Here is a 24402-nt window from a genome sequence, read left to right on the forward strand (position 1 = left end):
ATATGGGTGAAGAAAAGGGCAGACTTGCAGAATTTTAGAACAGCTCGTTTTTTAAGCGGCAGCCCGTTTTGAATGATGAGAAACGGCGAGCGCAGATGCAAGCAGAACAATGGCATTCAAATACTGGTGAGTTGTGACTTTCTGAATGCCCCGGACATGTGCGGCGTCTGCCGTCAAATAGGTTTTCAATCGGGAGTTGCAGCGTTCTACGCTGGTTCGTTCATTGTAAAGTTCCTTCCAACGCTTTGTATCCCGATGAGGGATGCTGTATCGCCGGAGATCATCCTTCGCATTTACTTTGACGACCATTCCATAGTTTGAAGACGAGCAGGCAGCCATGCCAAGCGGACAGTCGACTTTACCCGTGGCATGCGGGCAGCGAAATTTATGCATATCGCCGTCAACTCCCCAGTATGTCATCGCATAACCCATGGAACAGCACGGTGTTCCGTTCGAGGTCATGCCAGCAGGCGGTTCCTTCTCCCCCCGCAGATTAAGGGGAATGATGGCTTGTGCCTTGACGTTGCGGGCGGCCTCATAAACTTTCATTTGGTCGTAGCCCGCATCGAGTATGAAAAATCGTGTGCTCGTCCTGGACGCTGTTTTCTCGATCAGGCCCGGCGCCATTTCTCCATCATTGACATGCGCCGGCGTTACTTCCAAGGCGATCGGCAATTCACTTTTCGTATCGACCGCCAGATGAATTTTGTAACCAAACCATGTGATTTTATTGCCGAAGGAATCAATTTTTGCGCCCCAGTTCGCATTACCCGTTTGCTCGCTTTTGCGTTTGGGCTGCTTTTTCTCGTAAGCGCGGAGAGCGGCGCTGTCTATGGCGACGTTACTGCCTTCTATGATACCTTCCTGCTGACAGCGTGTGACCAAATCCTCAAAAAGCCGTTTTGCCAAGTCCTTTCTCGTCAGTTCTGAGAAAACTCGGCTTAATGTGGATATGGAAGGAGCTTCTCGATCCAGCGGAAGACCACACTGATAACGAAACCGGAGATCCGTATCCAAACGCTTATGCAACCCTGAAAAGGTACTTATTCCTTCAAGCGGCGCAGCCAAGAGTGCTCGTAGAATACCTTGTCTGCAGTATCCCTCAGCGCCTCGGGGTGAACGGCTTCTCAGTTCCTTGGCATACGGTCTCAGATCGAGAGAACTGAAGAAGATCGGCAATCTCTCCTTGGGTTGAATTTTTAAAAGTTCTTCGAAGGAAAACAGACATTCTTGGAGAATATACAAAGTGACTTCCTCCATCCTTGAGGTTTTTGGGTTTGGTCACTTGAAAACTTCTCCAAGTTGGGGTGAAGTCCCTTTTTTATGTCCGAAAATCCTTACGGCTCAAGGCCTCAGATTACTGCAAAACGCTCAAGTATTTAATAACACTCTGGCATTAAATCCATCTGTTTGTCCAACGAACTTTGGCATCACTCTACCAACTAATGGTCCCGCAACAAATCTTACTAATATAATGACTATAATCCACATAATCGGAATAACCTTTAGGGTTTCTAAGTAATTTCCCTTACTAAACCCGAATTGAAGCCCCATGATAATTGGGGCAATAGTGTTGACTGAAATAATTGATATAATCAACATAAATATTAAACCTTCTTTTGGACTTTGAGGCAGTCTGTCTTCCCTATACATATTTTTACACCCTCCGAAAAATTAAAATTTCAGATGGTAGACGTATCATGCGACATATATTTTTGGTAAGTTAAACTATACCAATATCTCTACATACTGATTTTTTAACTTTAACACGATTTTAAATCAATTCAAGTCTTGAAAAGATTGAACATATGTGAGCAAAATTTGATTGTGTCAGGTACGATAGCTCAATAAACCGCCTTTTTACCAAGTTAGAATATAACATAGCCAAAATAAAAAAACCGTCAGGGTGATCTTCCCTGACGGTTTTATGCACTTTATCGTCTGCCGCTGCCACGTTTATTGCCCGGCTGGTTCTGGCGGCCGCTGCCTGGTCTGCCGCCTTGTCCGCTATTGCGTCCGTCACTGCCCCGGCGTCCTTGACGCCCGGAGTCCAGACGTCCGCCGCGGCTTGTGCGTCCCCCCGCATCTCGGCCGCCTTGGCCGCCGCTGCGTCCACCGCGCGAATCCTCGCGCCCGCTGCTGCTGGTCCGTCCCGAGCGTCCGGCGGAGCCTCGCTCAGGACTGCTTTGTCCGCGCTGCGTATCCCGGCGCTTAGCACCGCCGCCGTATTCTCCCGTTCCGGCGCTTCTGCCAGCGCGTGTGCTTTCGGCACGAAGGTCTCTTTTGCGGGAGCCCTTATCGGCTGCCAAGCCTGTGCCACTGATGCGTCTCAAACCGTACTCGCTAAGCTCCCACTTCGGCAGCGTCATTTTAATGCCGCGTTCTATCGCTTCCAGAGCACCGCGGTCGTGGGCTGTGACGAAAGTGATGGCTACGCCTGTATTCCCGGCCCGGCCAGTCCGTCCGATCCGGTGGATGTAATACTCAGCATCTGCAGGAATGTCATAATTGAAGACATGGGTCACGCCTTCAATATCAAGTCCCCGTGCGGCCATATCGGTGGCGACCAGAATTTGCAGCTTCGCTTCCCGGAATTTCTTCATGACCTGCTCCCGCTTCGCCTGGGATAGATCGCCATGCAGTTCATCTGAAGCTAAGCCTTGCTCCTGCAGCTCCTGATTCAACTTGCTGGCCCGCCGCTTGGTACGGCAGAAGACGACCGCAAGATAAGGGTGCTGCTGCTCGATCAGATTGCAGAGATCCTTGAACTTCGAGCGGTCTGTGACCTGGATCGCCATCTGTGTGATCTCGGTGAGCGTGATTTGCTGGGTCGGAATCTTCACTTCCTCCGGCTTCTGCATATATGCCTGAGCGAGCTGCCGAACCTGGAGCGGCATCGTGGCCGAGAAGAGCAAGGTCTGACGGCGCAGCGGTGTTTGCTCCATAATATTCTGTACTTCCGGAAGGAAACCCATATGCAGCATTTGGTCGGCCTCGTCGAGGACGAGCATCTTCAACTTGCCGAAATGGATCGAGCCGCGCCGCAGATGATCCAGCAAGCGCCCTGGAGTGGCGACTACGATATGAATAGCCCCTTCCAGCTTACGCAGCTGACGTTCGACATCTTGACCGCCATAAGCGGCCAGGACGCGCGCGCCGACTACAGAAGCGAGCTTCTTCAGCTCGCTGGTAATTTGAATGGCTAGCTCCCGGGTCGGGGTGAGGATCAACCCCTGAACCTCAGGAGTATTTACATTGATGCGCTCAAGCATCGGCAGAATGAAGGCCAAGGTCTTGCCGGTTCCGGTCTGCGCTTCGCCGATAATATCATGCCCGGCTTGTATATAAGGGATCGCCTCCGTTTGGATCGGAGTGGGTGTGTTGATCCCTAATTCTTGCAATTGCTGTACCAGCTCGGTACGAATACCTAGCTTCTGGAATGATTTCGTCATGTAATTTGTTAAGCTCCTTATTATAGATTGCTACTCAATTCCTTAAGCTATTGTAACATGCGCGGCGGGGGATACAAGAGCGGCAGGCAGGGGGCTTTGAATATTGTGCGGCAAATCGGACCGGATTGTATTTTTACGGAAATGTATGCCGCTATTCGCCCTAAATCAGTCAGTTTAAGACAGTACGGAAATAGAGGCCCCTATTTTGTATTTTATCGTAGATATATGGCCCTCCTTGGGTAAATAAGATCTGTATCCTGGTTGAGGTTAATGCAGTGATCTGGGGAGTCCCATCAAGCCTCCATTACTTTCATACACTATTCGACATGAGGTACAGTCACTGCGGGATCAACATCTGCCTCGTAATCGATCCCGTCCACCTCGAAGCCGAATAAACGGAAAAATTCCTGGCGGTAGCTGGCAAGATCGGACAGCTCGTAAATGTTGTCTGTATCGATCTGTGCCCACAGCTTGGCCACCTCAGCCTGGACCTCTCCACGCATTTCCCAATCATCGATGCGGATGCGTCCTTCCTCATCTACAGGGACGATTTCAGGACCATAGAGCCGTTCGGAGAATAAGCGGTACATCTGCTCGATCGTTCCCTCATGGATGCCTTTGGTCTTCATCACCTTGTAGAGGATTGACATATAGAGGGGAACGACCGGGATCGCGGAGCTGGATTGAGTCACCAGTGCCTTGCCGACAGTGACATAGGCATGTCCGCCTGTAGCGGCGAGCCGTTGATCCAGTTCATGAGCGGTGCGTTCCAGATGGTCCTTCGCCTGACCAATCGTACCGTCGCGGTAGATCGGCTGGGTGATCTTCGAGCCGATATAGGAGAAGGCGATCGTCACCGCATCATCAGCGAGGACACCGGCTTCAGCGAGTACGTCAATCCACTGCTTCCAGTCATCGCCGCCCATCACGGCAACCGTATCCGCGATCTCTTGATCCGTAGCGGGTTCCAGCGTTACCGAACTCACTTCACCGGTGTGGAAGTTGACCGTTTTATTCGTGTACGGCTGCCCGATCGGTTTCAAGGTTGAATGATAGGTCTGATCGGTCTGCGGATCTGTCCGGCGTGCAGTCGCTACGCTATATACCACTAAATCCACCTTGCCCAGCTTGGCAGCGATCAATTCCGCCGTTTTGGATTTGATCTCGTGGGTGAAGGCATCGCCTGTCACACTGTAGGACTGCAGGCCCGCTGATTCAGCGGCTTGCTCGAAGGCGGCGGAATTGTACCAGCCTGCGGAAGCGGTCCTTGTAGCTGTTGCCGTGCTTGGACGGTACACGCCGATCGTATTCGCCTTGGCTCCGAAGGCGGCTACAATGCGAGAGGCCAGCCCATAGCCAGTTGAAGCTCCGATAATGAGTACATTCTTGGGTCCATGTATAGTCGGTCGTTGGGTGACATAGTCAATTTGCTTCTGTACTTGCTTGGCGCATCCGAGCGGATGAGCGGTTGTGCAGATGAAGCCGCGGGTTCTAGGTTTAATAATCATAGAATAGAGTTTCCTTTCATAATAGAGAATTGCTGCAAATGCGTGATGAATGATTCGTATAAATGCCAATAGTTCAAAATTAATCTATTCCTTTCTATTGTACCCGTATAATCCAAAATGAAAAAGGGCTGCGCCGAAACATTGTCCGCAGGTGAAGGAGGAAACGGCAGCGAAAGCGAAAGAGTAATAGTCTGTCGTCTTACCCTATCGAGAAGGAGGAAATAAATGATGCAAGCTATGCGAGTTGGAATGATTGGATTAGGCGATATTGCCACGAAGGCTTATTTGCCGGTAATGGCGGATCGAGAAGATATTGAGCTGGTGCTCTGTACGAGGAATGCAGTGACATTAGAGCAGCTGCAGTCGAAGTACCGGATCGCTAAGACAACGGAAAGTGTGGAACAATTAATAGCGACCGGAATCAAGGCTGCTTTTATACATTCGTCCACTGAATCGCATGCCCGAATTGCTGAGCAGTTGATCACGAACGGGATTCATGTGTTCGTCGATAAACCGATCTCCTATCATTACGAGGAATGCGAGAGAATTGTCGAGTTGGCTAAGCAGAATCACGTGCTGCTGATGGTTGGCTTCAATCGCCGTTTTGCGCCGAGGATTTCATCTTTGAAGGCGCAAGCGGATGCAAGATTGGTGATTATGCAGAAGAATCGTATTGCTCTGCCTGATGTGGCGCGGCGCTTTATTTTTGATGATTTTATCCATGTGATTGATACATTACGTTATCTGGCTCCGGGGGAAGTGAAGCGGATTGGCGTGCAGCCGCATGTTCACGACGGACTGCTGTATCATATTACGCTGCAGCTGGAAGGCGATGGGTTCACCTGCTTCGGGATCATGAACCGGGATTCAGGTGCGAATGAAGAATTGCTTGAGCTTATGAATCCAGGCAATAAATGGACCGTCGATAGCCTGAATACAGCGATTCATTTGGCTAACGGGGAGGAGAAGCATCTGAAATATGGCGATTGGGACCCGGTGCTGTATCGGAGAGGCTTTGCTGATATGACCGAACATTTCTTGAAATGTGTTCGAGGTGAAGAGCAGCCGCTGATTACGAATACAGACGCGTTGGAGAGCCACCGGATTTGTGAGCTAGCCGTTCAGGAGGCCGAGAAGCTGGGAGCAGTTGCGCTGAAATCGCAGACGGAAATTTGACGCATTTTACTACTTCCATGAAACGAATTAAGCTCCTATCCGTTAATACATGGTAAGACGTGTAACGAAACTACGGAGCGCTATTTGCTCCAAAACAAGACTAATTCGAATCTAACGAAACACCATAGCGCTATTTGAGCTAAATCTACGTTTTAAGCGGTTATATGGACGCAATAGCGTTACCCAGTTTCGTTACCCTATTTGGAGCCCCATTTTGGCGCGAATAGCGTTACCACGTTTCGTTAGCGCCCCGCAAGAGTCCATGACAGCTCGTTGCCCAGCTTGGGCTTAGCCAAAGCCTGCAGATTTGCAGTTTTCGCAGTATGTGAGCTCAGGCCCACGGGGATTTTGCTATAAATAAATGGAGTACGATACAGGGGAGCGTCAGGCGGAAATCCGCTAATTTCGCCAGAAGCGTGTGAGGTTAGACGGTGCAGCTAGAAGGGGCACCAGAGTGAGCGAGGGTTCACTAATTAGAAGGGGGATGGATCGTATGTTTGAGCGCTTGAATGAGCGGTTGACGGCGGTGAAAGAGCAAGGACGAAATATGAGGAAGTGGGAGTCTAGATTGGCCCAGCTGCAGGAAGAGTTGGGGGAGCTGAGGCATACAAGGGATCAGGCGCGCAGGAGACTGGCTGCTGAAGAGAAGGATGTCGAACGGTTGAGCGGCGTATCTTTGTCCGGCTTCATATACTCGATCCTTGGCAAGAAGCTGGAGAAGCTCGACGAGGAGCAGCGCGAGGCCCTAGAGGCCAAGATCAGATACGATCATGCCGAACGGGCCGTGCAAAATGTGCAGGAGCAGATCGATCAGTTGGAGTTCAAGCTGAATGAGGTTCGCCGGTGGGAGCTGGATTACAAGCAAATTTTTCAGGAGAAGGAACGTGTCATCCTTGATAGCAACAAGGAGCTGCGGGACCTCGCTGATCGGCTGGCTGATCTGTCAGTGCAGGGGAGAGAGCTGGAGGAAGCGCTGAACGCGGGAGGAAGGGTGCAGAAGGACTTAGGCAAGGCGGAAGAGAAGCTGAGCGCGGCCCGGGGCTGGGGGACCTATGATATGCTCGGCGGGGGAATGATATCTACTCATATTAAACATAACTACATCGACGACGCGATGGATCTGATCTATACCGCCGAGAACAGTATGCAGCGCTTTGAGAAGGAACTGCGTGATGTAGGGGATACCGTATCGACCGATCTGAATATGGATGGACTGCTGGTGTTCACGGATTATTTTTTTGATAATTTTATTACCGATTGGTTCGTTCAGGGACGGATTAATGAGATGATGGAGCAAGTTTCCTCCAGGAGGGCCACAGTCGATCAAATCATAGATCGCCTGGCTGCTTCCAATCGTCAGGTGAAGCAAGAGTACGGCTCACTGCATCGGCAATATGTGCAGATGGTTGAGACCTATCGCTAGATCAGCATTCGTTTAATAGAAGGAGAGACTGTGGAACGTAGGATGGATACGTCAGCAGTCTCTTTTTGTCATGCGCAGAAAAGTTTTCACAAAAAATCAGTTTGCCCGATTTCAAAGACCAATGTTACACTGAAACGCGGACAGTATATCAATGAACAGGAGTGTTCTGTCGTGTCAAAGATTCGCAGATTCTACCTCAATCATGTAAAGCGGAAAATGTTCAACAAGATTATCCTATTGTATTCAGCGGTCATGATGATGCTATTCGCGACAGCCGCGGTGATGGTGTACCAGTATCAGGTGCAGCGGACGATCCGCGAGGAGACGGATGCTAATATGAAGACAGCCCAGGTGCTGAGCATATACCTCAATCGGCAGTATGAGAATATTCAGAATACGATTCAGCAGATTTACGGAGACGCTACATTGAGCGATGATCTGGTCTATTTTCTGAATAATCCCTATGAGAACTATCTGGGCCATCGTCTCAATCAGTTTGCAGAGACCAATGAACAGAGACTGCGTTCCTACAGTACGTTGGTCAAGAATTATATGGAGCTGGAGCCGGGAGCGAAGCGAGTCTCTATCTACAGCTATCCGCGCAAATTCGGCATGAATTTCGAGAGAGAGCAGCAACAGCTTCAATATGAAAGCGGTTCCGGTGAGTCGTGGAATAATTGGCTTATGATGCGGCGCGCTTATACCTGGGATACGGTGAGTCATGGTCCGAACTCCAATATATCTACCAAAGGTGCCTCCACTTCGATGTATTCGTATTCTCGCGAGCTTCAGGACCCTTGGACCTTGGATCGAATCGGTATGCTAATCGTTGATTTTGACAGCAAGCAGCTTACGAACTGGTTGGATAGCCGGGTCCCTGCGACCCATGGACAGATGCTGGTGATGACCTCTATGGGCAAGGTGCTGTATGATTCCACAGGGGAATATGTGGGCCAGATCTATCCGTATCGCTATGAGATCAATTCGACCGACAAATGGGTCAGCCTGGATGAACCCTCCAAGATCAACATTCTGGATACCGGGAATGCGGGACTCTCGGTGGTTGGAATCGTTTCCAAATCGACGATAGAAGCGAGTACAGGCAGCTTGAAGACGACTTTAATTCTGGTTACTTTATTGTTCTTCATCGCCAGCTTCGTGTTGACTGCTACGGTGATGAGGAGGTACTCCAAGAAGATCCGCCGGATTATCGTGTCGATGAGCCGCATCGGTGAAGGGGATTTATCTACACGGATTCAGATGCCGGGAGAGGATGAACTGAAGCAGATTTCACAAAGATTCAATGATATGTGCGAACGGCTGGAGCAATATATTGATAAAATGTATACCTCTGAAATTAAACAGAAGCATGCTGAGCTGGTTGCGCTGCAATCTCAGATTAATCCGCATTTTCTATATAACACGCTGGAATCGATTCGTATGAAGGCCTATTCAGAGGGCGCGAGAGATGTAGGCAAGATGGTCTACAGCCTGTCTGTGATGTTCAAGAATATGGTGAAAAAAGATACGGTCGTCACGATCAAGGAAGAGATCGAGATGTGCTCTATTTATCTGGATCTGCTGCAAATCCGCTATGAGGGCCGGCTTGAGGTTGAGACTTATATAGAGCCATGTGTCAGTGGCTGCAGCATTATTAAATTGCTGATTCAGCCGATTGTAGAGAATTATATCGTGCACGGATTCCGTTCTCTTGATGATGATAATCGGGTGAGCATCCATGCGGTCCGGGATGGGGGTAGAGTCATCATTACCGTGAAAGATAATGGAACAGGAATTGCGCCGGAGAGATTAAAGGAGATCCATCAAATGCTGTCCGGGTCTTCCCATCTATCCTCCAACTTGATGGAGAAGAGCACGCCATCGATCGGACTGATAAATGTACATGATAGAATTCGGATGAACTATGGAGAGGACTACGGCATCGCCGTATTCAGTGAACCCGGGGAAGGTGCGGAGATTCGAGTAGAAATACCTATGCTGAAAGAGGGGATACTGTGATGAAAAAGGTATTTTTTGTGGATGATGAACCGTTGATCGCTCAAGGCTTGAGCTCGATTACGGATTGGCATAATTATGGCATTGAGATCGCTGGTTCTGCGAATGATGGAGAGACGGCGCTGCAGCGGATTAAGGAGGAGCCCGTCGATTTATTAATTACGGATATCATGATGCCGCGCATGAATGGCTTGGAGCTGATCCGCAGAGTGAAGCAGATCCATCCGCGGACTCGCTTCATTGTACTAAGCGGCTACGAGGAATTTGAATATGTGAAGGTGGGCATCACGCTCGGAATTGAAAATTACATATTGAAGCCGATTAATATCGATGAATTGGAATCGACGATCAGGCATATCCGTGGCGATTGGGAGCGCGAAGAGCTCAATATGTTCCGCTATGAGGAAGATTGGAGGGTGCTGCGCAGCAATATTCTGCAGCGCTGGGTGCTGGGCGAGATCGAGGGCCAGGAATTCAAGCATCGCGCCGAGCTGCTTGGCATTCCGCTTAACTATAAATATGTACAGGCGCTGGTGTACCGGATTATCTCCCAGGAGAAGCCGATCTCACGGCTGTACCGGCTGCATGGGCTGAGCGAGGAATGTGGCGTCATCGCGCGGGAGGCTATTAGTGCAGAGGATGAGGTGATCTGCTTCCCGGATGCGGATGAAGATCTGGTGATGCTCTATGTATCGAATGATCCCGAGCATGAGCAGCATGTGCTGGAGAATGTACCGGCTACCGCCAAGCGAATCTCTGAGCTGACGGGATTGTCGGTGTGGGCCGTCAGCAGCGCCTTAAGCAGTGATTTTCAGGGAGTTCAGGATAGCTATAAGCAAGCGAAACAGATGTTCCAGCGCTATCTCGTATCAGGAGAAGACAAGATTATCTATATGAGCCCCTCCTTCATAGAAGCGGAGGAACGGCGTCCGGTCGTCTGGGATCAAGAGGAATATATCAAGCTATTAATTGAAGGTAAGCCGGAGCCGGTGGTGGAATTCATCGAGTCTGTATTGCCGGGCGCCTTCCAGAGCAGCGTCATCCAGCGAAGTGATTGCCTTAATATGGCGATCCAGCTGATGTTAAGCGCCAAGGATATGGAGGATCGCCCCGATTACAGCGAGGTGTTCGCCGCGCTTGCCCGAATAAATACCTTGCATGGGTTAATCCAGCATGTCATCTCGGTCGTTCAACGCAGTCTGGCGAATAGAGAGAACGTGCAGCAAGAGTATAGCGGGCATGTGGCTATTCTGATCGATCAGGTGAAGGAGCATTACGCGGAGGAATTATCGCTGAAGACCTTGAGCCAGAAGCTCGATATGCATCCGAACTATCTGGGCCAGCTATTCCAGCAGGAGGTTGGCTTAAGCTTCTCGGATTATGTGAACCAATACCGGATAGAGAAAGCGACGCAATTATTAATCCATACCGATCAGAAAACGGCAGAGATCGCCGCCAGTGTAGGCTATATCGACACTTCGTATTTCTATCGCCAGTTCAAGAAGTATGCAGGGGTGTCTCCCACAGAATTAAGGCATATGTATACGAAATAAGCAAATAAAGGCCGTCCGTATTAGCGGGTGGCCTTTCCTTTATAGGTTATTCAAAAAACTTTTGATCACGAAGAAAACACAAGAAGCCGTCTCGACTTCGAATCTTGAATTCACCCGGGTCTTCCGGTGCTAACGTACCCATTTTCGCTCCGCTCCTCCTACCCTAGCTTCATCCAAGCTTCCAGGTGCTGAAAACTGTACTTTTTGAACTCCTATCTTTAGTTTGTCTACATATCTTTAATTTGTACATAAGATTCGAGCATTTTTCAACTTGTGACAGATAACGCTTTCTTGGGAAAATAGAGATAGTTAAAGGGCAATATTCTATATTCCATCCAAATCGGGCTTTTCAGGCACCAAGAGGATGACAGCAGTAAAGGGGGGAGAGAATCATGTCAGCATTTTTTAAGAAAGTAATTAGAAACCGGGCGTTGCTGGTCATGATTTTGCCAGGGACAATCTGGTTCTTAATTTTTGCCTACTTGCCGATGTTCGGGACCGTTCTAGCATTCAAGGACTTCCGCATCAGCCGCGACGGCTTCTTCGCCAGCGTGATCAATAGCGAGTGGGTCGGATTCAAAAACTTCGAGTATTTATTCTCAACGAATGACGCTTATATCATTACGAGGAACACGATTCTGTACAACCTGTTCTTCATATTCCTGGGGCTTATTATCGCTGTAACCTTCGCGATTATGCTAAGCGAGCTGGTGAACAAGAAGATGGCGAAGGTGTATCAGACAGGGATGTTCCTGCCGCACTTTCTTTCCTGGGTTATTATCAGTTATTTCGCCTTTACCTTCCTGAGCATGGACAAGGGAACACTGAACCAAATTATTACCTTCTTCGGTGGAGACAAGATCAGCTGGTATTCCGAACCGAAATATTGGCCGTTCATTCTTGTACTTGTAGGGATCTGGAAAGGGGTTGGCTATAACAGCGTTGTCTATCTGGCTTCTCTGACCGGGATTGATAAATCCTACTATGAAGCCGCGGTAATTGATGGGGCGACGAAGTGGAAGCAAATTCGTTATATTACGATACCTCTGCTTAAACCGTTAATGATTATTTTGACGATCCTGGCAATCGGCGGTATTTTCCGTTCAGACTTCGGTCTATTCTATCAATTGCCTAAGGATTCGGGCGCACTGTATCCAGTGACCAACGTTATCGATACCTTCGTATATCGCGGATTGATCAATATGGGCGATATCGGGATGAGTACAGCAGCTGGTCTGTATCAATCACTCGTTGGCTTAGTGCTGATCTTGCTCGCGAACTACATCGTCAGAAAAATCGAAAGAGATCATGCGATCTTCTAATTTAACGGAGGTGCTATTATGCCACAAGCTACGACTCAGCCCGCCGAACAATTAGGAGCGGGGAGAAAAAAGAAGAAGCGCGATTATAACGCCATATCGCCTTTCTGGAACGCAGTATTTAATGTCCTTATCGGTTTGTTTACATTCTCTTGCGTCTTTCCGTTCATCTTCGTTATCATCATATCGCTGACGGATGAACAGACACTGGCGCTTAATGGATTTAGCATGTTTCCAAGTAAAATAAGCACACAGGCTTACGAGTATATTTTCAAATCAGGTGGCGAACTGCTTAGCTCCTTCGGGGTAACGCTGCTCGTCACGGTGCTGGGTACCGTGCTCAGCTTGACGCTCGTAACGACCTACGCTTATGCGCTATCGAGAAGAAGCTTTGAATTCCGTGGATTTTTCAGCTTCCTGGCCTTCTTCACGATGCTGTTCTCCGGTGGTATGGTTCCGGGTTACATCGTGATGACCCAGTTCCTGCACCTGCAGAACACCATCTGGTCGCTGATCTTCCCATTGTCGATGAATGCCTTCTTCATCATCGTGATGCGGACGTTCTTCCAGACGACCATTCCGGAGGAAATTATTGAATCCGCGAAAATCGACGGGGCCGGCGAGTTCCTGACCTTTGCCAGAATCGTATTACCGGTATCTCTGCCAGGGATCGCCACGATCGGGCTGTTCAGCTCGCTCGGCTATTGGAATGACTGGTTCAACGCGCTATTGTACTACAATAGTCCGAAGGTTACTCCGCCGATGCAATTCTTGTTGATGAAAATTGAGAAGAACATGGACTTCTTGATTCAAAATGCACAAAACATCGGTTCTGCGGTTGATTTTGCCGCGACGATACCTCAAGAGACGGTACGGATGGCGATGGTTGTACTTGCAACCACTCCGATCGTTCTGGCTTATCCGTTCTTCCAACGGTATTTCGTCCAAGGCTTGACCGTAGGTTCTGTTAAAGGCTAAGATGAGGATTTGTTTGCATGATCTGATGTTCTAACATCCATTACAATCAAGTTCAAAAGTGAACTTTTTGAACTACTTCTATGGTTGCTACCGCACTAACAAGATAGAAGGATTAATCAGCCGGACATAAGTCCGGCCGGTTATCCCGCGAATTGTTAAGCGGTTTCAATAAATGCAACATAAAATTTAGATCAGGGGGAAAGAAAATGACCAAGAAGAAGTTATCATTGTTGTCGCTTGCGCTGGTTATGATGCTGTCTGTAGTGCTTGCCGGTTGCGGAGACAAGAAGGAGAACAACGCATCATCCGGCAAAGAGCAGAATGCTGTCCAAAACGATGGCACGATCGATGTTTCCAAGCTGGACCCAGTAACCTTGAAACTGTATTTGATCGGACCGAACCAAAAGGATTTGCCTAAGGTGCAGGAAGAGATCAATAAATATGTAACTGAGAAAATCAACGCTAAAGACGATATTACAATGATCGACTGGGGCGATTATAGCCAGCGGATACAGGTCATCACCAGCTCCGGTGACGATTATGACATCGCATTTACAAGCTCCTGGGCTTTTGACTACCTGCCTAACGCAGCCAAAGGCGCATTCATGCCATTGAATGATCTGCTTGATCAATATGGCAAAGGAATTAAAGAAGTCCTCGACCCTCGCTTCCTTGAAGGTACGAAGGTGAATGGCGTTAACTATGGTATTCCTGCCAACAAAGAATTGGCGCAACAATACGTATGGCGCTTCAACAAGAAATATGTTGATAAATACAATCTCGACATTTCGAACGTAACGACACTTAAGGATCTTGAGCCACTGCTGAAGACGATCAAGGAGAACGAGTCTTCTGACATCACTCCATTGGCTGTTCCTAAGAGCTTTAAGCCATATTTGCCAGTAGACTTCTTGCTCGGCGACGAAATTCCGATCGGTATGTATCTGGATACGGATGATTTCAAATTTATCAATCTGTTGGAAACACCAGAATTGAAAGATGCTTTGGGTACAATTCGCAGTTATTATAAAGCGGGTTATTTGCGTGAAGATGTTGCAACTCTCGATGGTATCGACAACATGAAGACCGGCAAATGGCTGGTTGACCGTGAAATTACGCAACCATATGCAGAGCTTGGCTGGTCCAGAAGCGCAGGATACGACATCATTACTAGACCGATGCATGATCCAGTAATCTATACTAGCTCCGCTGCAGGCTCCATGCTCGCGATCTCTTCTTACTCGAAGAACCCTGAGCGTGCGATGATGTTCCTGAACCTGCTGAACACCGATGTTTATCTGCGTAACCTGATTCAATATGGTATGGAAGACGTTCACTACAAGAAGTTGGAAGAGCCGTACATCGAAGACCTTCCAGCTATGCAAGATAGCTATGCAATGCCAGGCTTCGCCCTTGGTAATATGTTCCTGACTTATCTGCATGATGGCGAACCGAAGGATAAATGGGACGCATTCGAGAAGTTCAACTCCTCGGCGACTGTAGCTCCAACCTTCGGCTTCAACTTCGATACAGCGCCCGTTAAGACAGAAGTGGCTTCGGTAACGAACGTAGCTAAGGAATTTATTCCTTCGTTGTACACGGGTTCCGTGGATCCGGACGAGTACTTGCCTAAGGCGATCCAGAAGTTCAAGGATGCGGGGATCGACAAGGTTATCGCTGAAGCTCAAAAACAATTTGATGCTTGGAAAGCAGAGCAAAAATAATCCATTCATTAAGGAGAAACGGTTAAACACTTGACCGTTTCTCTCTTTTCTAAAATGCATGAGGTGAGAGGTTCTACTTACACAAACAGGGGAGGCAATTTAATGAAACGAGCTAAAGATAATTACTTGATGAGATCCAAGAGGAAGCATCAGATTGCCATGATGGCGGGAAGCGCAGTGCTTGCTATGACCTTATTTGGCTTCAGCGGCGAGGCCAAGGCGGCTCAGCCTCATTCCTCTTATTGGTACCCGAATACCTTGCTGGAATGGTCTGCGGCGAAGGATAAGGATGCACCCTTCAACCGGGGCACGGTGGAACTGAAGGAAGGACGCTTCCAGGGTGCGAAGACCAATGTGACCTCTAAAATTCAGCCAAAAGTGATAGCGCTTTCCTCGATGTATCCAAGCACGAGCGGCGCTCCTTCTCAGGGCTCTGAGAACTTCCATTCTTATACGTTCAGCTTCTGGCAATACATCGATAAGCTCGTTATGTGGGGCGGGTCGGCCGGTGAAGGCCTGATCGTACCGCCTAGCGCGGATGTGATCGATGCTGCTCACAAGAATGGCGTACCGGTGCTGGGTACAGTATTCCTGCCACAGACTGAGCATGGCGGCAAAATCGAATGGATGAAGGATCTCTTGCAGCAGCGTCCGGACGGGACCTTCCCTGTGGCCGACAAGCTGATGGAAGTCGCTAATTACTATGGTTTTGACGGCTGGTTCATCAACCAGGAAACCCAGGGAGCCAGCAAGGAAGATGCGGCGAAGATGCAGCAATTCCTGAAATATATGCAGCAGATCAAAGGGCCTAAGATGGAAGTCGTCTGGTATGACTCCATGATCGATGAAGGCCAGATTAAATGGCAGGGATCGCTGACCGACAAGAACAAGATGTTCTTCCAGGATGACAAGACGCGCGTGTCCGACCAGATGTTCCTCGATTTCCGCTGGCAGTACAAGGATGAAGTGAATGGCAAATACGATTATGTAACACCGTACCTGAACTCTCCGCAGCAAGCGAAGGAGCTTGGTCGCAGCCCGTACGATCTGTTCGCCGGCATCGATGTCGAAGCGAACGGTTACAATGGGGAGTACAACTGGCCTGTGCTGTTCCCGGATGGAAAAGAGGCTACAACCTCGGTAGGCATCTATCGTCCGGACTGGGCTTATAACAGCTCGAAGACGCATGAGGAGTATATGGAGAAGGAAGAGATTTTCTGGGTCGGCCCTCATAAAAATCCGCAAAACACCGGTTCGGCTGAGGCAGATAACCAATATGCTTGGCGAGGGATCGCTCATGATATTGTAGATCGAAGCGTAGTAAGCGGCTCAGAATTTATTACCCATTTTAATACCGGCAACGGTCATATGTATGCGCTTAACGGCAAGGTGATGCGGGAGAAGGATTGGAGCAACCGCAGCCTGCAGGATATCCTGCCAACCTGGCGCTGGATCACTGAGACGACGGAAGGGGCAACTCCACTCGCTCCGGGCTTTGACTTCAGCACAGCTTACAATGGTGGCAGTTCCTTGAAGCTGGAAGGCGAATTGTCCCCGGCGAATCCGACCCATGTGAAGCTGTATAAGGCGAATATGCCAGTGGAAGCGACCACAGAATTGTCGGTTACCTATCAAGCGAATGTAGAGGCTGGCAAGGTGAAGATCGGTGTTGCCTTCTCCGACGCTCCAGATCAGTATACCTTCTTCGAGCCGAAGAAATGGACATCAGTAGGCTACGGCAAGGATTGGCAGCAGGGCTCGGTACGCCTGAACCAATATAAAGGCCGCACCATCGTCGGCTTGTCACTGAAATTCGAGAGTGATCAATTGATTAAAGATTATCAGGTGAATATCGGTCAGCTTGCAGTCATGCAGGTGAATGATCATGCCAAGACTCTGAAGGCGGTAACGGATCTCAAAGTAACGGAGAATGATTTCCGGGATGGCATCTATGGGGATGCGAGATTGTCATGGAGCGCTCCGCAGAATGAGAAGGATGTCCTGTACTACCAGATCTACCGCGTGAAGCCGGACGGCAAATATGAGCTGATGGGCTTAACCGGAAATACCGTATATTATGTGCCGGAAATGAGACGGCTTGAGAAGGAAGCGGAGACCAAGCTGGTTGTTATTCCACTGAATCGCCACTATGAAGCAGGTAAACCGGCTGGAGTGACCTTTGAATGGCCGGCCTATCCGAAGCCAACGGCTGCATTCGAGGCGGATCAGACGCTGATCGCCCCTGGAGACCAAGTGAAGTTTACGGATAAATCCTCTGAAGTTACAGAGAGCTGGAATTGGAGCTTCCCGGGTGGCGATCCATCCTCCAGTACCGAGCAGAATCCGGTAGTGACTTATAAAGAAGAAGGAACTTACGCGGTGACGCTGACGGCTAAAAATAGTGAAGGCGAGGATGTAGTTAGCCGGCAGATGATTACGGTAACTAAGGAAGCGGCAGGCGGGGTTGCGGACCTGGCTTTGAATCAGAAGGCGACCGCATCCAGCTTCGTAAACGAGAAGGAAGCGCCGCAGTTTGCGATCGATGGCGATGACAAGACGAAGTGGTGCGCAGTTGGTGATGCGCCGCATATCTTGACGATTGATCTTGGCGCAGAGCGTAAGGTTAGCGAATTCGTGATCAAGCATGCCGAAGCGGGCGATGAGCCAGCGGCATTCAACACCCGAGTCTTCAAGATCGAGCTTAGTCTGGATGGGGAGAATTGGACCGAGGCTGTCGCTGTGAATGACAACACGAAGGGAGTCAGCAAGCATGCCATCGCGCTAACCCAGGCTCGATATGCAAGACTGACCGTTGAGAAGCCGACCCAGGGCGGAGATACAGCAGCACGCATTTACGGATTTGAGGTTAAGGGTTTAAAGTAATATAAAAAAGACAGCATCTCCATTGCAGATGATCGCTTCCTGATCGCCTGCGGGAGATGCTGTTTTGTTGCAGCGGAATGTCTGACGAAACTAGAGATCGCTATTTGGAGGAAGTAGCAATACCGAGTTTCATAGCGAGCCCTTTTGGGCCCGAATAGCGTTACGGTGTTTCGTTAGAGCTGAGTCTATTATTCTTTCTCTGTACGATGAGAAGGTAACAGATAACAGCGCCAATATCTGCCACCGTGATGACAATCCCCATCGGCAGGGCGTTCATATCGCCGCCAAGACCGACCAGCGGTGCAACGGCTGCGCCGAGTATATAAGGCAAGAGACCGAGCAGGGCCGAGGCACTGCCTGCGGATTCGCCTTGATCTTGCATCGCCAGGGTGAAGCTGGCTGTACCGACGATCCCGACACAGGAGACGACGAAGAATAATGGAATCAGGATCGATACAAGTCCTCCGTGAAAAATAATGGCAATAAGCAGAGCGATAGAGGACAATGCAGCTAGAGACAAACCGAAGCGCATCAGTCTCGTTTCTTTGAACCGATTGGCCAGACGGCCGGTGAGCTGACTGGCAATAATGATTCCGGCACCGTTCATGGCGAAGATCAGACTATAAGCCTGCTCCGATACATGGTAAATGTTCTGCAGAACGAAGGAGGAGCCGGATATATAAGCGAACATCGCCGCGGTGATGAGGCCTTGAGATAGGCAATAGCCCATGAACAAGCGATCGACGAGCAGCTTCCGGAAGGTGTGTAGCGTCGTTCCCAATCCTCCCGACTGGCGCCGCTCCTTCGGCAAGGTTTCAGGCAGAGCGAGCAGCACCGACAGCATCATGATGACGCCGATGAGCGTCAGCACGACGAACACGCCGCGCCAGGAGACGAAGGTCAGCAGCTGACCGCCGAAGATCGGTGCCAGTATAGGCGCCGCCCCGTTAACGAGCATCAGCATCGAGAAGAACTTGGTAAGCTCGGTGCCGGAGTACATGTCGCGTACGACTGCACGGGACAGCACGATGCCGGCGGAGCCGGACAGGCCTTGAATGAAACGCAGTACATTCAGGAGGCCAGCGGTCGGAGCGAATACGCAGAGCAAAGAGCTGATCGCGTACATGGCCAGCGATATGATCAGCGGCATACGCCTGCCGCGCATGTCACTCAAGGGGCCGACGATCAGCTGCCCGAGCGCTAGACCGAGCAGGCAGGAAGTCAGGCTCAGCTGCACCATCGATGCGCTGGTGTTCAGATCTTGCGCCAGCGAGGGCAGAGCTGGCAAATACATGTCCAGTGAGAATGGACCGAAGGCCGACAAGCAGCCTAGAATCAACACCATTTGCAGACGGCGTGATCGAGTTTGAGGTTGAGGTTGTGTAGCGACAGATGGACCATCTGCTGTAAGACTCATTGTTTGTTCTTCCTTTCCATTTCAGGGTCCCGAAGTGATTGGACCGCGAGTATGATTTTTTCAGCATTTTTACATTATACTACAGGCGCGGCATGTGAGAAGAGGTTTTATTATTCTTTTTCACCGAGTTGCAATGAATTTACAGAAAGCATGTTATACTTCATCGTAGAATGGTCCGTTGTGGTATAAAATGTATAATATCAAAAAAGATGAGGTGAGCCCATGAAGAGAATTCTGGATTGCCGCGCATCTGATTTCCGCAGGATGGAGCGAGAACAGTTGAAGGGGGCGATACTCGCCGCCGAGGGAAGAACGGTTATTGCCGAGACGGTTGCCGTCACGCAGCCGTTGCTGCCGGAGATTAGCAATGCTGAGCTGGCCAAGGCTTTTGGTGCAGATATGATTCTGCTCAATGTGTTCGATGTGTTCAACCCTGTCGTTCGTGGACTAATTCCACTGGATGTATTCCATCCAACCGGAGGGGAGCAGGGAATTGCCAATCCGATAGCTGAGGTGAAGCGCTTGACGGGCCTGCCCGTAGGCATTAATCTCGAACCAGTGGATGATTCTGCGCAAGCGGTTGAGCAATTAAGCAAGCTACCTGAGGGACGCCGAGCGACCGTAGACAGTCTGTGCAAAGCCAAGGAGCTAGGAGCCGATTTCGTGTGCCTGACCGGTAATCCCAAGACCGGGGTTACGAATCAGCAGATCGTGCATGCGATTAGACGGGCTAATGAGCATTTTGGCGGTCTGGTCATCGCCGGGAAGATGCATGGGGCAGGTACGCGCGGCAGAGTGATCGACCGGGAAGCTGCGCTGGCCTTTGCCGAGGCAGGTGCTGACATCGTGCTGCTGCCTGCACCGGGGACAGTCCCGGGGCTTCGTGAAGAGGAGCTGGCTGAGATCATCTTCGAAGTGAAGGGGCAGGGAGCTCTGGCTCTGGCGGCGATTGGGACGAGTCAGGAGGGAGCCGATGTGGATACGGTCAAAGCGATAGCACTTAGCGCAAAAAGGGCGGGAGCCGATGTATTCCACATTGGCGATGCGGGATACACTGGAATTGCGGTACCGGACAATATCATGGCTCTGTCCATGGCGATACGCGGCCGCAGACATACCTATATCCGCATGGCGGCCTCGCCGCTGCGTTAATGATGAGGATCGGAATCGTATCGGATACGCATATGCCGAAGGGAGCATCAGCGCTGCCGCCTGTGCTGGTCTCTCATTTTCGCGGCGTCGATCTGATCATTCATTTAGGGGACTGGACGGATATGGATGTCTATAGGCAGCTCTCTGCGCTGGCTCCGGTTGAAGGAGTGGCAGGTAATAATGATCCCCGGGAAATTGTCCAACAGTTCGGTTACCATAAAATAATCCAGCTCGGCTCCCATCGGGTCGGGCTCACTCATGGATTTCTGCCCGCTGGGCGCGGTACTGCACAGGAGAAGGCGATGCGGATCTTCGAGGGTCGTTCATTAGACGCGATTCTATTCGGTCATTCGCATAAGCCTCTGTTGAAGAAGGAGAAAGGCTTGCTGCTGTTCAATCCGGGATCACCGACAGACAAGCGGCGCGAGCCGAAATACTCCTTCGGCTTACTGCAAATCTCCGGCGAGACGCTGAAGGCGAAGCATATTTATATGGAGCGGAAGCTGTAAATATGTAGTTTGATAGAGGCAGGTCAGATGTCTGGCCTGTCTTTTACTCTGTGTGGCTTTGCAGCTTAATAACTGCATAAGTACACTTATTTTTAAATAATCTTCTGAAAATCAGAAAATAACTGCGAACCTACAACTATTTTCTCACTTTAGGCTCATTTATCTCATAATTCTTCCAAATAGTTGTACAAAAGCATCTATATCCGCAATGCAGCTCATAAAGCTCCCATATAGTTGTACAAATACACTAATTAATAATTTTCCATCTACATAATTGTGATTATGGATTGACTAAGAATTGACCGCCATTTAATATGAGAATAATAAAATCTTCCGGGAAAATGGGATAGATCGCCTTTTCGCGCTTTATCACTTTCACAGATAGAAGCGTTGACCGGAGTCCGCATTGAAGTTGCATACTATTAATGCAATGAATTAATTAAGGGGGTCTATGGGAAATGAGGAAGAAAATCGGTCTATTATTGGTGATTTCGATGATGTTGTTTGCGGCAACGGGCTGTGGGAGCTCGGGCTCCGGGCAGCAGTACAAGATTGCTATATCGCAAATTGTAGAGCATCCATCCCTGGATGCGACTCGTGACGGTTTTCTGGCTGCACTTAAAGACGCAGGAATCGTAGAGGGAGAGAATCTGAAGCTGGATTACAACAATGCTCAAGGGGATGCGACCAACAACTTGACGATCGCCCAGAAAATTGCCGGGGAGAAGTATGATCTGGTGCTCGGGATCGCTACAGGTCCGGCGCAGGCGCTGGCCAGTCAAGTGAAGAATTCACCGGTCATGTTCGCGGCTGTGACCGATCCGCTTGACGCTAAATTGGTAGATAATCTGGAGCATCCGGGTGGTAATGTATCCGGCGCATCTGATACGAATCCGGAGGCAATTAAGCAACTGATGGATTTCATCGCCGGGAACTTCACGAATGTGAAGACCGTTGGGGTCGTACTTAATCAAGGCGAGCCGAACGCGGTTGTGATGACGGATTTGGCGGCAAAGGCATTGGAGAAGCACGGAATCAAGGTCGTCAAAGCTTCGGTGACGAATACTTCAGAAGTGAAGCAGGCGGCGGAATCCTTGGTAGGTCGGGCCGATGCGATCTATATTACGCTGGATAATACGGTGGTAGAAGCGGTGAGCACGGTCATTCAAGTGGCTAATGAGAATGATATTCCCTTCTTCGCCAGCGACCGGGATTCGGTAGAGAAGGGGGCTTTTGCTACAGTCGGCTTCAAATACTATGACCATGGCTACCAAGCCGGGCAAATGGCGCTAGAGATCTTGAAGGAAGGCAAGAAGATTGGCGATCTGAAGGTGACTGTACCGGATAAGCTGGATTTGATCCTCAATTTGAAGGCCGCTGGTGAACAAGGGATTACTGTAACGGATGCAATGAAGGAACAGGTTCAGGATAAGGACAATAATATCCTCGAATAAGCGGTTCCACAATTAGGAGGTTGTGTCATCATGATGAACTCATTACTGGGAGCCCTTGAATCCGGCATGCTTTATGCTTTGATGGCGTTAGGCGTATACATCACCTTTCGGATCCTGGACTTCCCGGATTTGACAGTAGACGGTAGCTTCACGACCGGCGGCGCCATCGCTGCTGTCATGATTACCAGCGGTGCGCCCGCCTGGGTATCTACCCTCTGCGCTTTTGCTGGCGGCTTGCTCGCCGGTACACTGACCGGTCTTATTCATACGAAAGGGCGAATTAACGGTTTGCTGTCCGGCATTCTGATGATGATCGCGCTGTATTCGATTAATATGCGGATCATGGGCAAGCCGAATGTCGCCCTGATCGGCGAGAAGACGATCTTCAGCTCGGTCTCGCCGCTGCTGTTAATGCCATTTGTCGTCTTGGCGATTAAGCTGCTGCTCGATCTATTCTTCCGCACCGAGCTCGGCATGGCGCTGCGGGCAACAGGGGATAACCAGCGGATGATCCGCAGCTTCGGCGCTAATACCGATTATACGATTATTCTTGGCCTCAGCCTGTCGAATGGCCTCGTTGCTCTTTCGGGTGCATTAATTGCCCAGCAGTCCCAATTTGCCGATATCTCTTCGGGGATCGGGATGATCGTGATCGGACTTGCCTCGGTCATTATCGGAGAGGCGATCTTCGGGGCGCGCAATGTCTTCTTTGCTACTTTGGCGGTCGTGCTCGGCTCTATTGTATATCGGCTGGTCGTCGCGCTGGCGCTGCGGATCGAATGGCTGGAGCAGACGGATTTGAAGCTGATCACAGCGGTTATCGTAATTGTCGCTTTGGTGCTGCCGACGATGCGCCGATCCTGGAAGCAGAAGGCGGTCGCGCGCCGACGCTCGCTGGAGATTGGCTCCGAAGCTGAGCGCAACAGTGTGGGAGGTGGATTATAATGCTGCAGATCTCACACTTATCCAAGCTGTTCCATCCGGGTTCTGTCGATGAGAAGATCGCTTTGGTGAACGTGAACTTACAGCTGAAGCCAGGGGATTTCGTAACTGTCATCGGCAGTAATGGAGCTGGAAAATCAACACTGATGAACATGATCTCGGGTACGCTGAGACCCGATTCGGGTACGATTCATATCGGTGGCAATGAGATAACGAATCTATCCGAGCACCGCCGTAGCCGCTGGATCGGCCGGGTCTTCCAGGATCCAATGGCCGGAACCGCGCCGCATATGACGATTGAGGAGAACCTGGCCATGGCCTATTCCCGCGGCAAATCCCGCGGCCTGTCCATCGGTATCAATGCGAGACGGAGGGAGCTGTTCCAGGAGCAGCTTGGCAAGCTGGGCATCGGGCTGGAGGAACGGCTGCGGGCCAAGGTAGGGACACTGTCGGGTGGGGAGCGGCAGGCACTGAGCCTGCTCATGGCTACGTTCACCAAGCCGCAGATCCTGCTGCTGGATGAGCATACTGCTGCATTGGACCCGGCGCGGGCCGAGCTCGTAACTCAGCTTACTCAGCGGATCGTCAGTGAGCTTAAGTTAACGACGCTGATGGTCACGCACAATATGGAGCAGGCCATCCGGCTTGGCAATCGGCTTATTATGATGGACGGCGGCCGCATCATTCTGGACATCCGTGAACAGGATAAGCAGCATCTATCCATCGCGGGCCTGCTTGGGGAATTTGAACAGATCAGCGGGCATAAGCTGAGCGATGATCGGGTTGTGCTTGGCACTTAAGCTTACTTAAGCTTACTTAAGCATATTGAAGGACTGGCATTTTCACTTTGCACGTGGATTTGTCAGTCTTTTTATTTTTCTAGTACCGTTAGTGGG

The 24402-nt window shown here is 50.0% G+C and carries 17 protein-coding genes and 1 pseudogene; 13 read left to right on the forward strand and 5 right to left on the reverse strand.

Going from position 1 to position 24402, the window contains the following annotated elements; all coding sequences use genetic code 11:
- Positions 1-51: 51 nt before the first annotated feature.
- The 4 genes and pseudogenes from BFJ94_RS05040 to fabV all read right to left on the reverse strand — a co-directional run bounded on the left by BFJ94_RS05040 (position 52) and on the right by fabV (position 4960).
- The gene (locus BFJ94_RS05040; RefSeq protein WP_016311143.1) at positions 52-1245 is read right to left on the reverse strand and encodes a transposase; all 1194 of its coding nucleotides are present in this window, start codon (positions 1243-1245) and stop codon (positions 52-54) included.
- Between the two features lie 132 nt (positions 1246-1377).
- Positions 1378-1653 (reverse strand): annotated as a pseudogene (locus BFJ94_RS05045) (DUF2798 domain-containing protein); the annotation flags it as partial.
- 281 nt (positions 1654-1934) lie between these two features.
- On the reverse strand, positions 1935-3452 hold the full coding sequence (locus BFJ94_RS05050) for a DEAD/DEAH box helicase (RefSeq protein ID WP_120461681.1): 1518 nt from the start codon (positions 3450-3452) through the stop codon (positions 1935-1937).
- A 317-nt stretch (positions 3453-3769) separates the two neighbouring features.
- Positions 3770-4960, reverse strand: coding sequence for an enoyl-ACP reductase FabV (gene fabV, locus BFJ94_RS05055; protein ID WP_120461682.1), 1191 nt, complete (start codon positions 4958-4960; stop codon positions 3770-3772).
- Positions 4961-5185: 225 nt separating this feature from the next.
- On the opposite strand from fabV, the gene BFJ94_RS05060 reads away from it, so the two are divergent.
- The 8 genes from BFJ94_RS05060 to BFJ94_RS05095 all read left to right on the forward strand — a co-directional run bounded on the left by BFJ94_RS05060 (position 5186) and on the right by BFJ94_RS05095 (position 18032).
- A complete protein-coding gene (locus BFJ94_RS05060; protein ID WP_229717073.1) occupies positions 5186-6136 on the forward strand; it encodes a Gfo/Idh/MocA family protein in 951 nt (316 codons plus the stop codon).
- A gap of 493 nt (positions 6137-6629) precedes the next feature.
- On the forward strand, positions 6630-7559 hold the full coding sequence (locus BFJ94_RS05065) for a GumC domain-containing protein (RefSeq protein WP_120461683.1): 930 nt from the start codon (positions 6630-6632) through the stop codon (positions 7557-7559).
- Positions 7560-7730: 171 nt separating this feature from the next.
- Positions 7731-9578 carry a sensor histidine kinase gene (locus BFJ94_RS05070; RefSeq protein ID WP_229717074.1) on the forward strand — a complete coding sequence of 616 codons (1848 nt, stop codon included), beginning with the start codon at positions 7731-7733 and terminating at the stop codon, positions 9576-9578.
- Positions 9578-11128, forward strand: a complete 1551-nt coding sequence (locus BFJ94_RS05075; RefSeq protein ID WP_120461685.1) for a response regulator transcription factor — start codon at positions 9578-9580, stop codon at positions 11126-11128. The genes BFJ94_RS05070 and BFJ94_RS05075 overlap by 1 nt, the downstream gene beginning before the upstream one ends.
- Positions 11129-11520: 392 nt before the next feature.
- On the forward strand, positions 11521-12450 hold the full coding sequence (locus tag BFJ94_RS05080) for an ABC transporter permease (RefSeq protein WP_120461686.1): 930 nt from the start codon (positions 11521-11523) through the stop codon (positions 12448-12450).
- Between the two features lie 18 nt (positions 12451-12468).
- Entirely contained in the window at positions 12469-13425 is a 957-nt protein-coding gene (locus BFJ94_RS05085) for a carbohydrate ABC transporter permease (protein ID WP_120461687.1), read from the forward strand.
- A 206-nt stretch (positions 13426-13631) separates the two neighbouring features.
- Positions 13632-15149, forward strand: coding sequence for an ABC transporter substrate-binding protein (locus BFJ94_RS05090; protein WP_120461688.1), 1518 nt, complete (start codon positions 13632-13634; stop codon positions 15147-15149).
- Positions 15150-15251: 102 nt separating this feature from the next.
- The gene (locus tag BFJ94_RS05095; RefSeq protein WP_120461689.1) at positions 15252-18032 is read left to right on the forward strand and encodes an endo-beta-N-acetylglucosaminidase; all 2781 of its coding nucleotides are present in this window, start codon (positions 15252-15254) and stop codon (positions 18030-18032) included.
- A 160-nt stretch (positions 18033-18192) separates the two neighbouring features.
- Here BFJ94_RS05095 and BFJ94_RS05100 read toward each other — a convergent pair whose 3' ends face one another.
- The gene (locus BFJ94_RS05100; RefSeq protein WP_120461690.1) at positions 18193-19449 is read right to left on the reverse strand and encodes a multidrug effflux MFS transporter; all 1257 of its coding nucleotides are present in this window, start codon (positions 19447-19449) and stop codon (positions 18193-18195) included.
- 222 nt (positions 19450-19671) lie between these two features.
- Between BFJ94_RS05100 and BFJ94_RS05105 the strand changes: the two genes are divergently transcribed.
- The 5 genes from BFJ94_RS05105 (at position 19672) to BFJ94_RS05125 (ending at position 24306) form a co-directional block, all read left to right on the forward strand.
- Positions 19672-20601, forward strand: a complete 930-nt coding sequence (locus tag BFJ94_RS05105; RefSeq protein WP_120461691.1) for a DUF7916 family protein — start codon at positions 19672-19674, stop codon at positions 20599-20601.
- A complete protein-coding gene (locus tag BFJ94_RS05110) occupies positions 20601-21110 on the forward strand; it encodes a metallophosphoesterase family protein (RefSeq protein ID WP_308424696.1) in 510 nt (169 codons plus the stop codon). Before BFJ94_RS05105 ends, BFJ94_RS05110 begins: the two co-directional genes overlap by 1 nt.
- Before the next feature lie 458 nt (positions 21111-21568).
- Positions 21569-22564, forward strand: coding sequence for an ABC transporter substrate-binding protein (locus BFJ94_RS05115; RefSeq protein WP_120461692.1), 996 nt, complete (start codon positions 21569-21571; stop codon positions 22562-22564).
- 30 nt (positions 22565-22594) lie between these two features.
- On the forward strand, positions 22595-23509 hold the full coding sequence (locus tag BFJ94_RS05120) for an ABC transporter permease (RefSeq protein WP_120461693.1): 915 nt from the start codon (positions 22595-22597) through the stop codon (positions 23507-23509).
- Complete coding sequence (locus BFJ94_RS05125) at positions 23509-24306, forward strand: ABC transporter ATP-binding protein (protein ID WP_120461694.1); 798 nt, start codon at positions 23509-23511, stop codon at positions 24304-24306. Before BFJ94_RS05120 ends, BFJ94_RS05125 begins: the two co-directional genes overlap by 1 nt.
- Positions 24307-24402: the final 96 nt, after the last annotated feature.

Origin of the sequence: Paenibacillus aceti (genome assembly GCF_003614185.1) — a bacterium.
Taxonomy (GTDB): domain Bacteria; phylum Bacillota; class Bacilli; order Paenibacillales; family Paenibacillaceae; genus Fontibacillus; species Fontibacillus aceti.

What these genes read in the sequence shown, in the direction of transcription:
- BFJ94_RS05050 (WP_120461681.1), bottom strand. Translation starts at nt 3,452, where the DNA reads ATGACGAAATCATTCCAGAAGCTAGGTATTCGTACCGAGCTGGTACAG.
- fabV (WP_120461682.1), bottom strand. Translation starts at nt 4,960, where the DNA reads ATGATTATTAAACCTAGAACCCGCGGCTTCATCTGCACAACCGCTCAT.
- BFJ94_RS05060 (WP_229717073.1), top strand. Translation starts at nt 5,186, where the DNA reads ATGATGCAAGCTATGCGAGTTGGAATGATTGGATTAGGCGATATTGCC.
- BFJ94_RS05065 (WP_120461683.1), top strand. Translation starts at nt 6,630, where the DNA reads ATGTTTGAGCGCTTGAATGAGCGGTTGACGGCGGTGAAAGAGCAAGGA.
- BFJ94_RS05075 (WP_120461685.1), top strand. Translation starts at nt 9,578, where the DNA reads ATGAAAAAGGTATTTTTTGTGGATGATGAACCGTTGATCGCTCAAGGC.
- BFJ94_RS05080 (WP_120461686.1), top strand. Translation starts at nt 11,521, where the DNA reads ATGTCAGCATTTTTTAAGAAAGTAATTAGAAACCGGGCGTTGCTGGTC.
- BFJ94_RS05085 (WP_120461687.1), top strand. Translation starts at nt 12,469, where the DNA reads ATGCCACAAGCTACGACTCAGCCCGCCGAACAATTAGGAGCGGGGAGA.
- BFJ94_RS05090 (WP_120461688.1), top strand. Translation starts at nt 13,632, where the DNA reads ATGACCAAGAAGAAGTTATCATTGTTGTCGCTTGCGCTGGTTATGATG.
- BFJ94_RS05095 (WP_120461689.1), top strand. Translation starts at nt 15,252, where the DNA reads ATGAAACGAGCTAAAGATAATTACTTGATGAGATCCAAGAGGAAGCAT.
- BFJ94_RS05100 (WP_120461690.1), bottom strand. Translation starts at nt 19,449, where the DNA reads ATGAGTCTTACAGCAGATGGTCCATCTGTCGCTACACAACCTCAACCT.
- BFJ94_RS05105 (WP_120461691.1), top strand. Translation starts at nt 19,672, where the DNA reads ATGAAGAGAATTCTGGATTGCCGCGCATCTGATTTCCGCAGGATGGAG.
- BFJ94_RS05110 (WP_308424696.1), top strand. Translation starts at nt 20,601, where the DNA reads ATGATGAGGATCGGAATCGTATCGGATACGCATATGCCGAAGGGAGCA.
- BFJ94_RS05115 (WP_120461692.1), top strand. Translation starts at nt 21,569, where the DNA reads ATGAGGAAGAAAATCGGTCTATTATTGGTGATTTCGATGATGTTGTTT.
- BFJ94_RS05120 (WP_120461693.1), top strand. Translation starts at nt 22,595, where the DNA reads ATGATGAACTCATTACTGGGAGCCCTTGAATCCGGCATGCTTTATGCT.
- BFJ94_RS05125 (WP_120461694.1), top strand. Translation starts at nt 23,509, where the DNA reads ATGCTGCAGATCTCACACTTATCCAAGCTGTTCCATCCGGGTTCTGTC.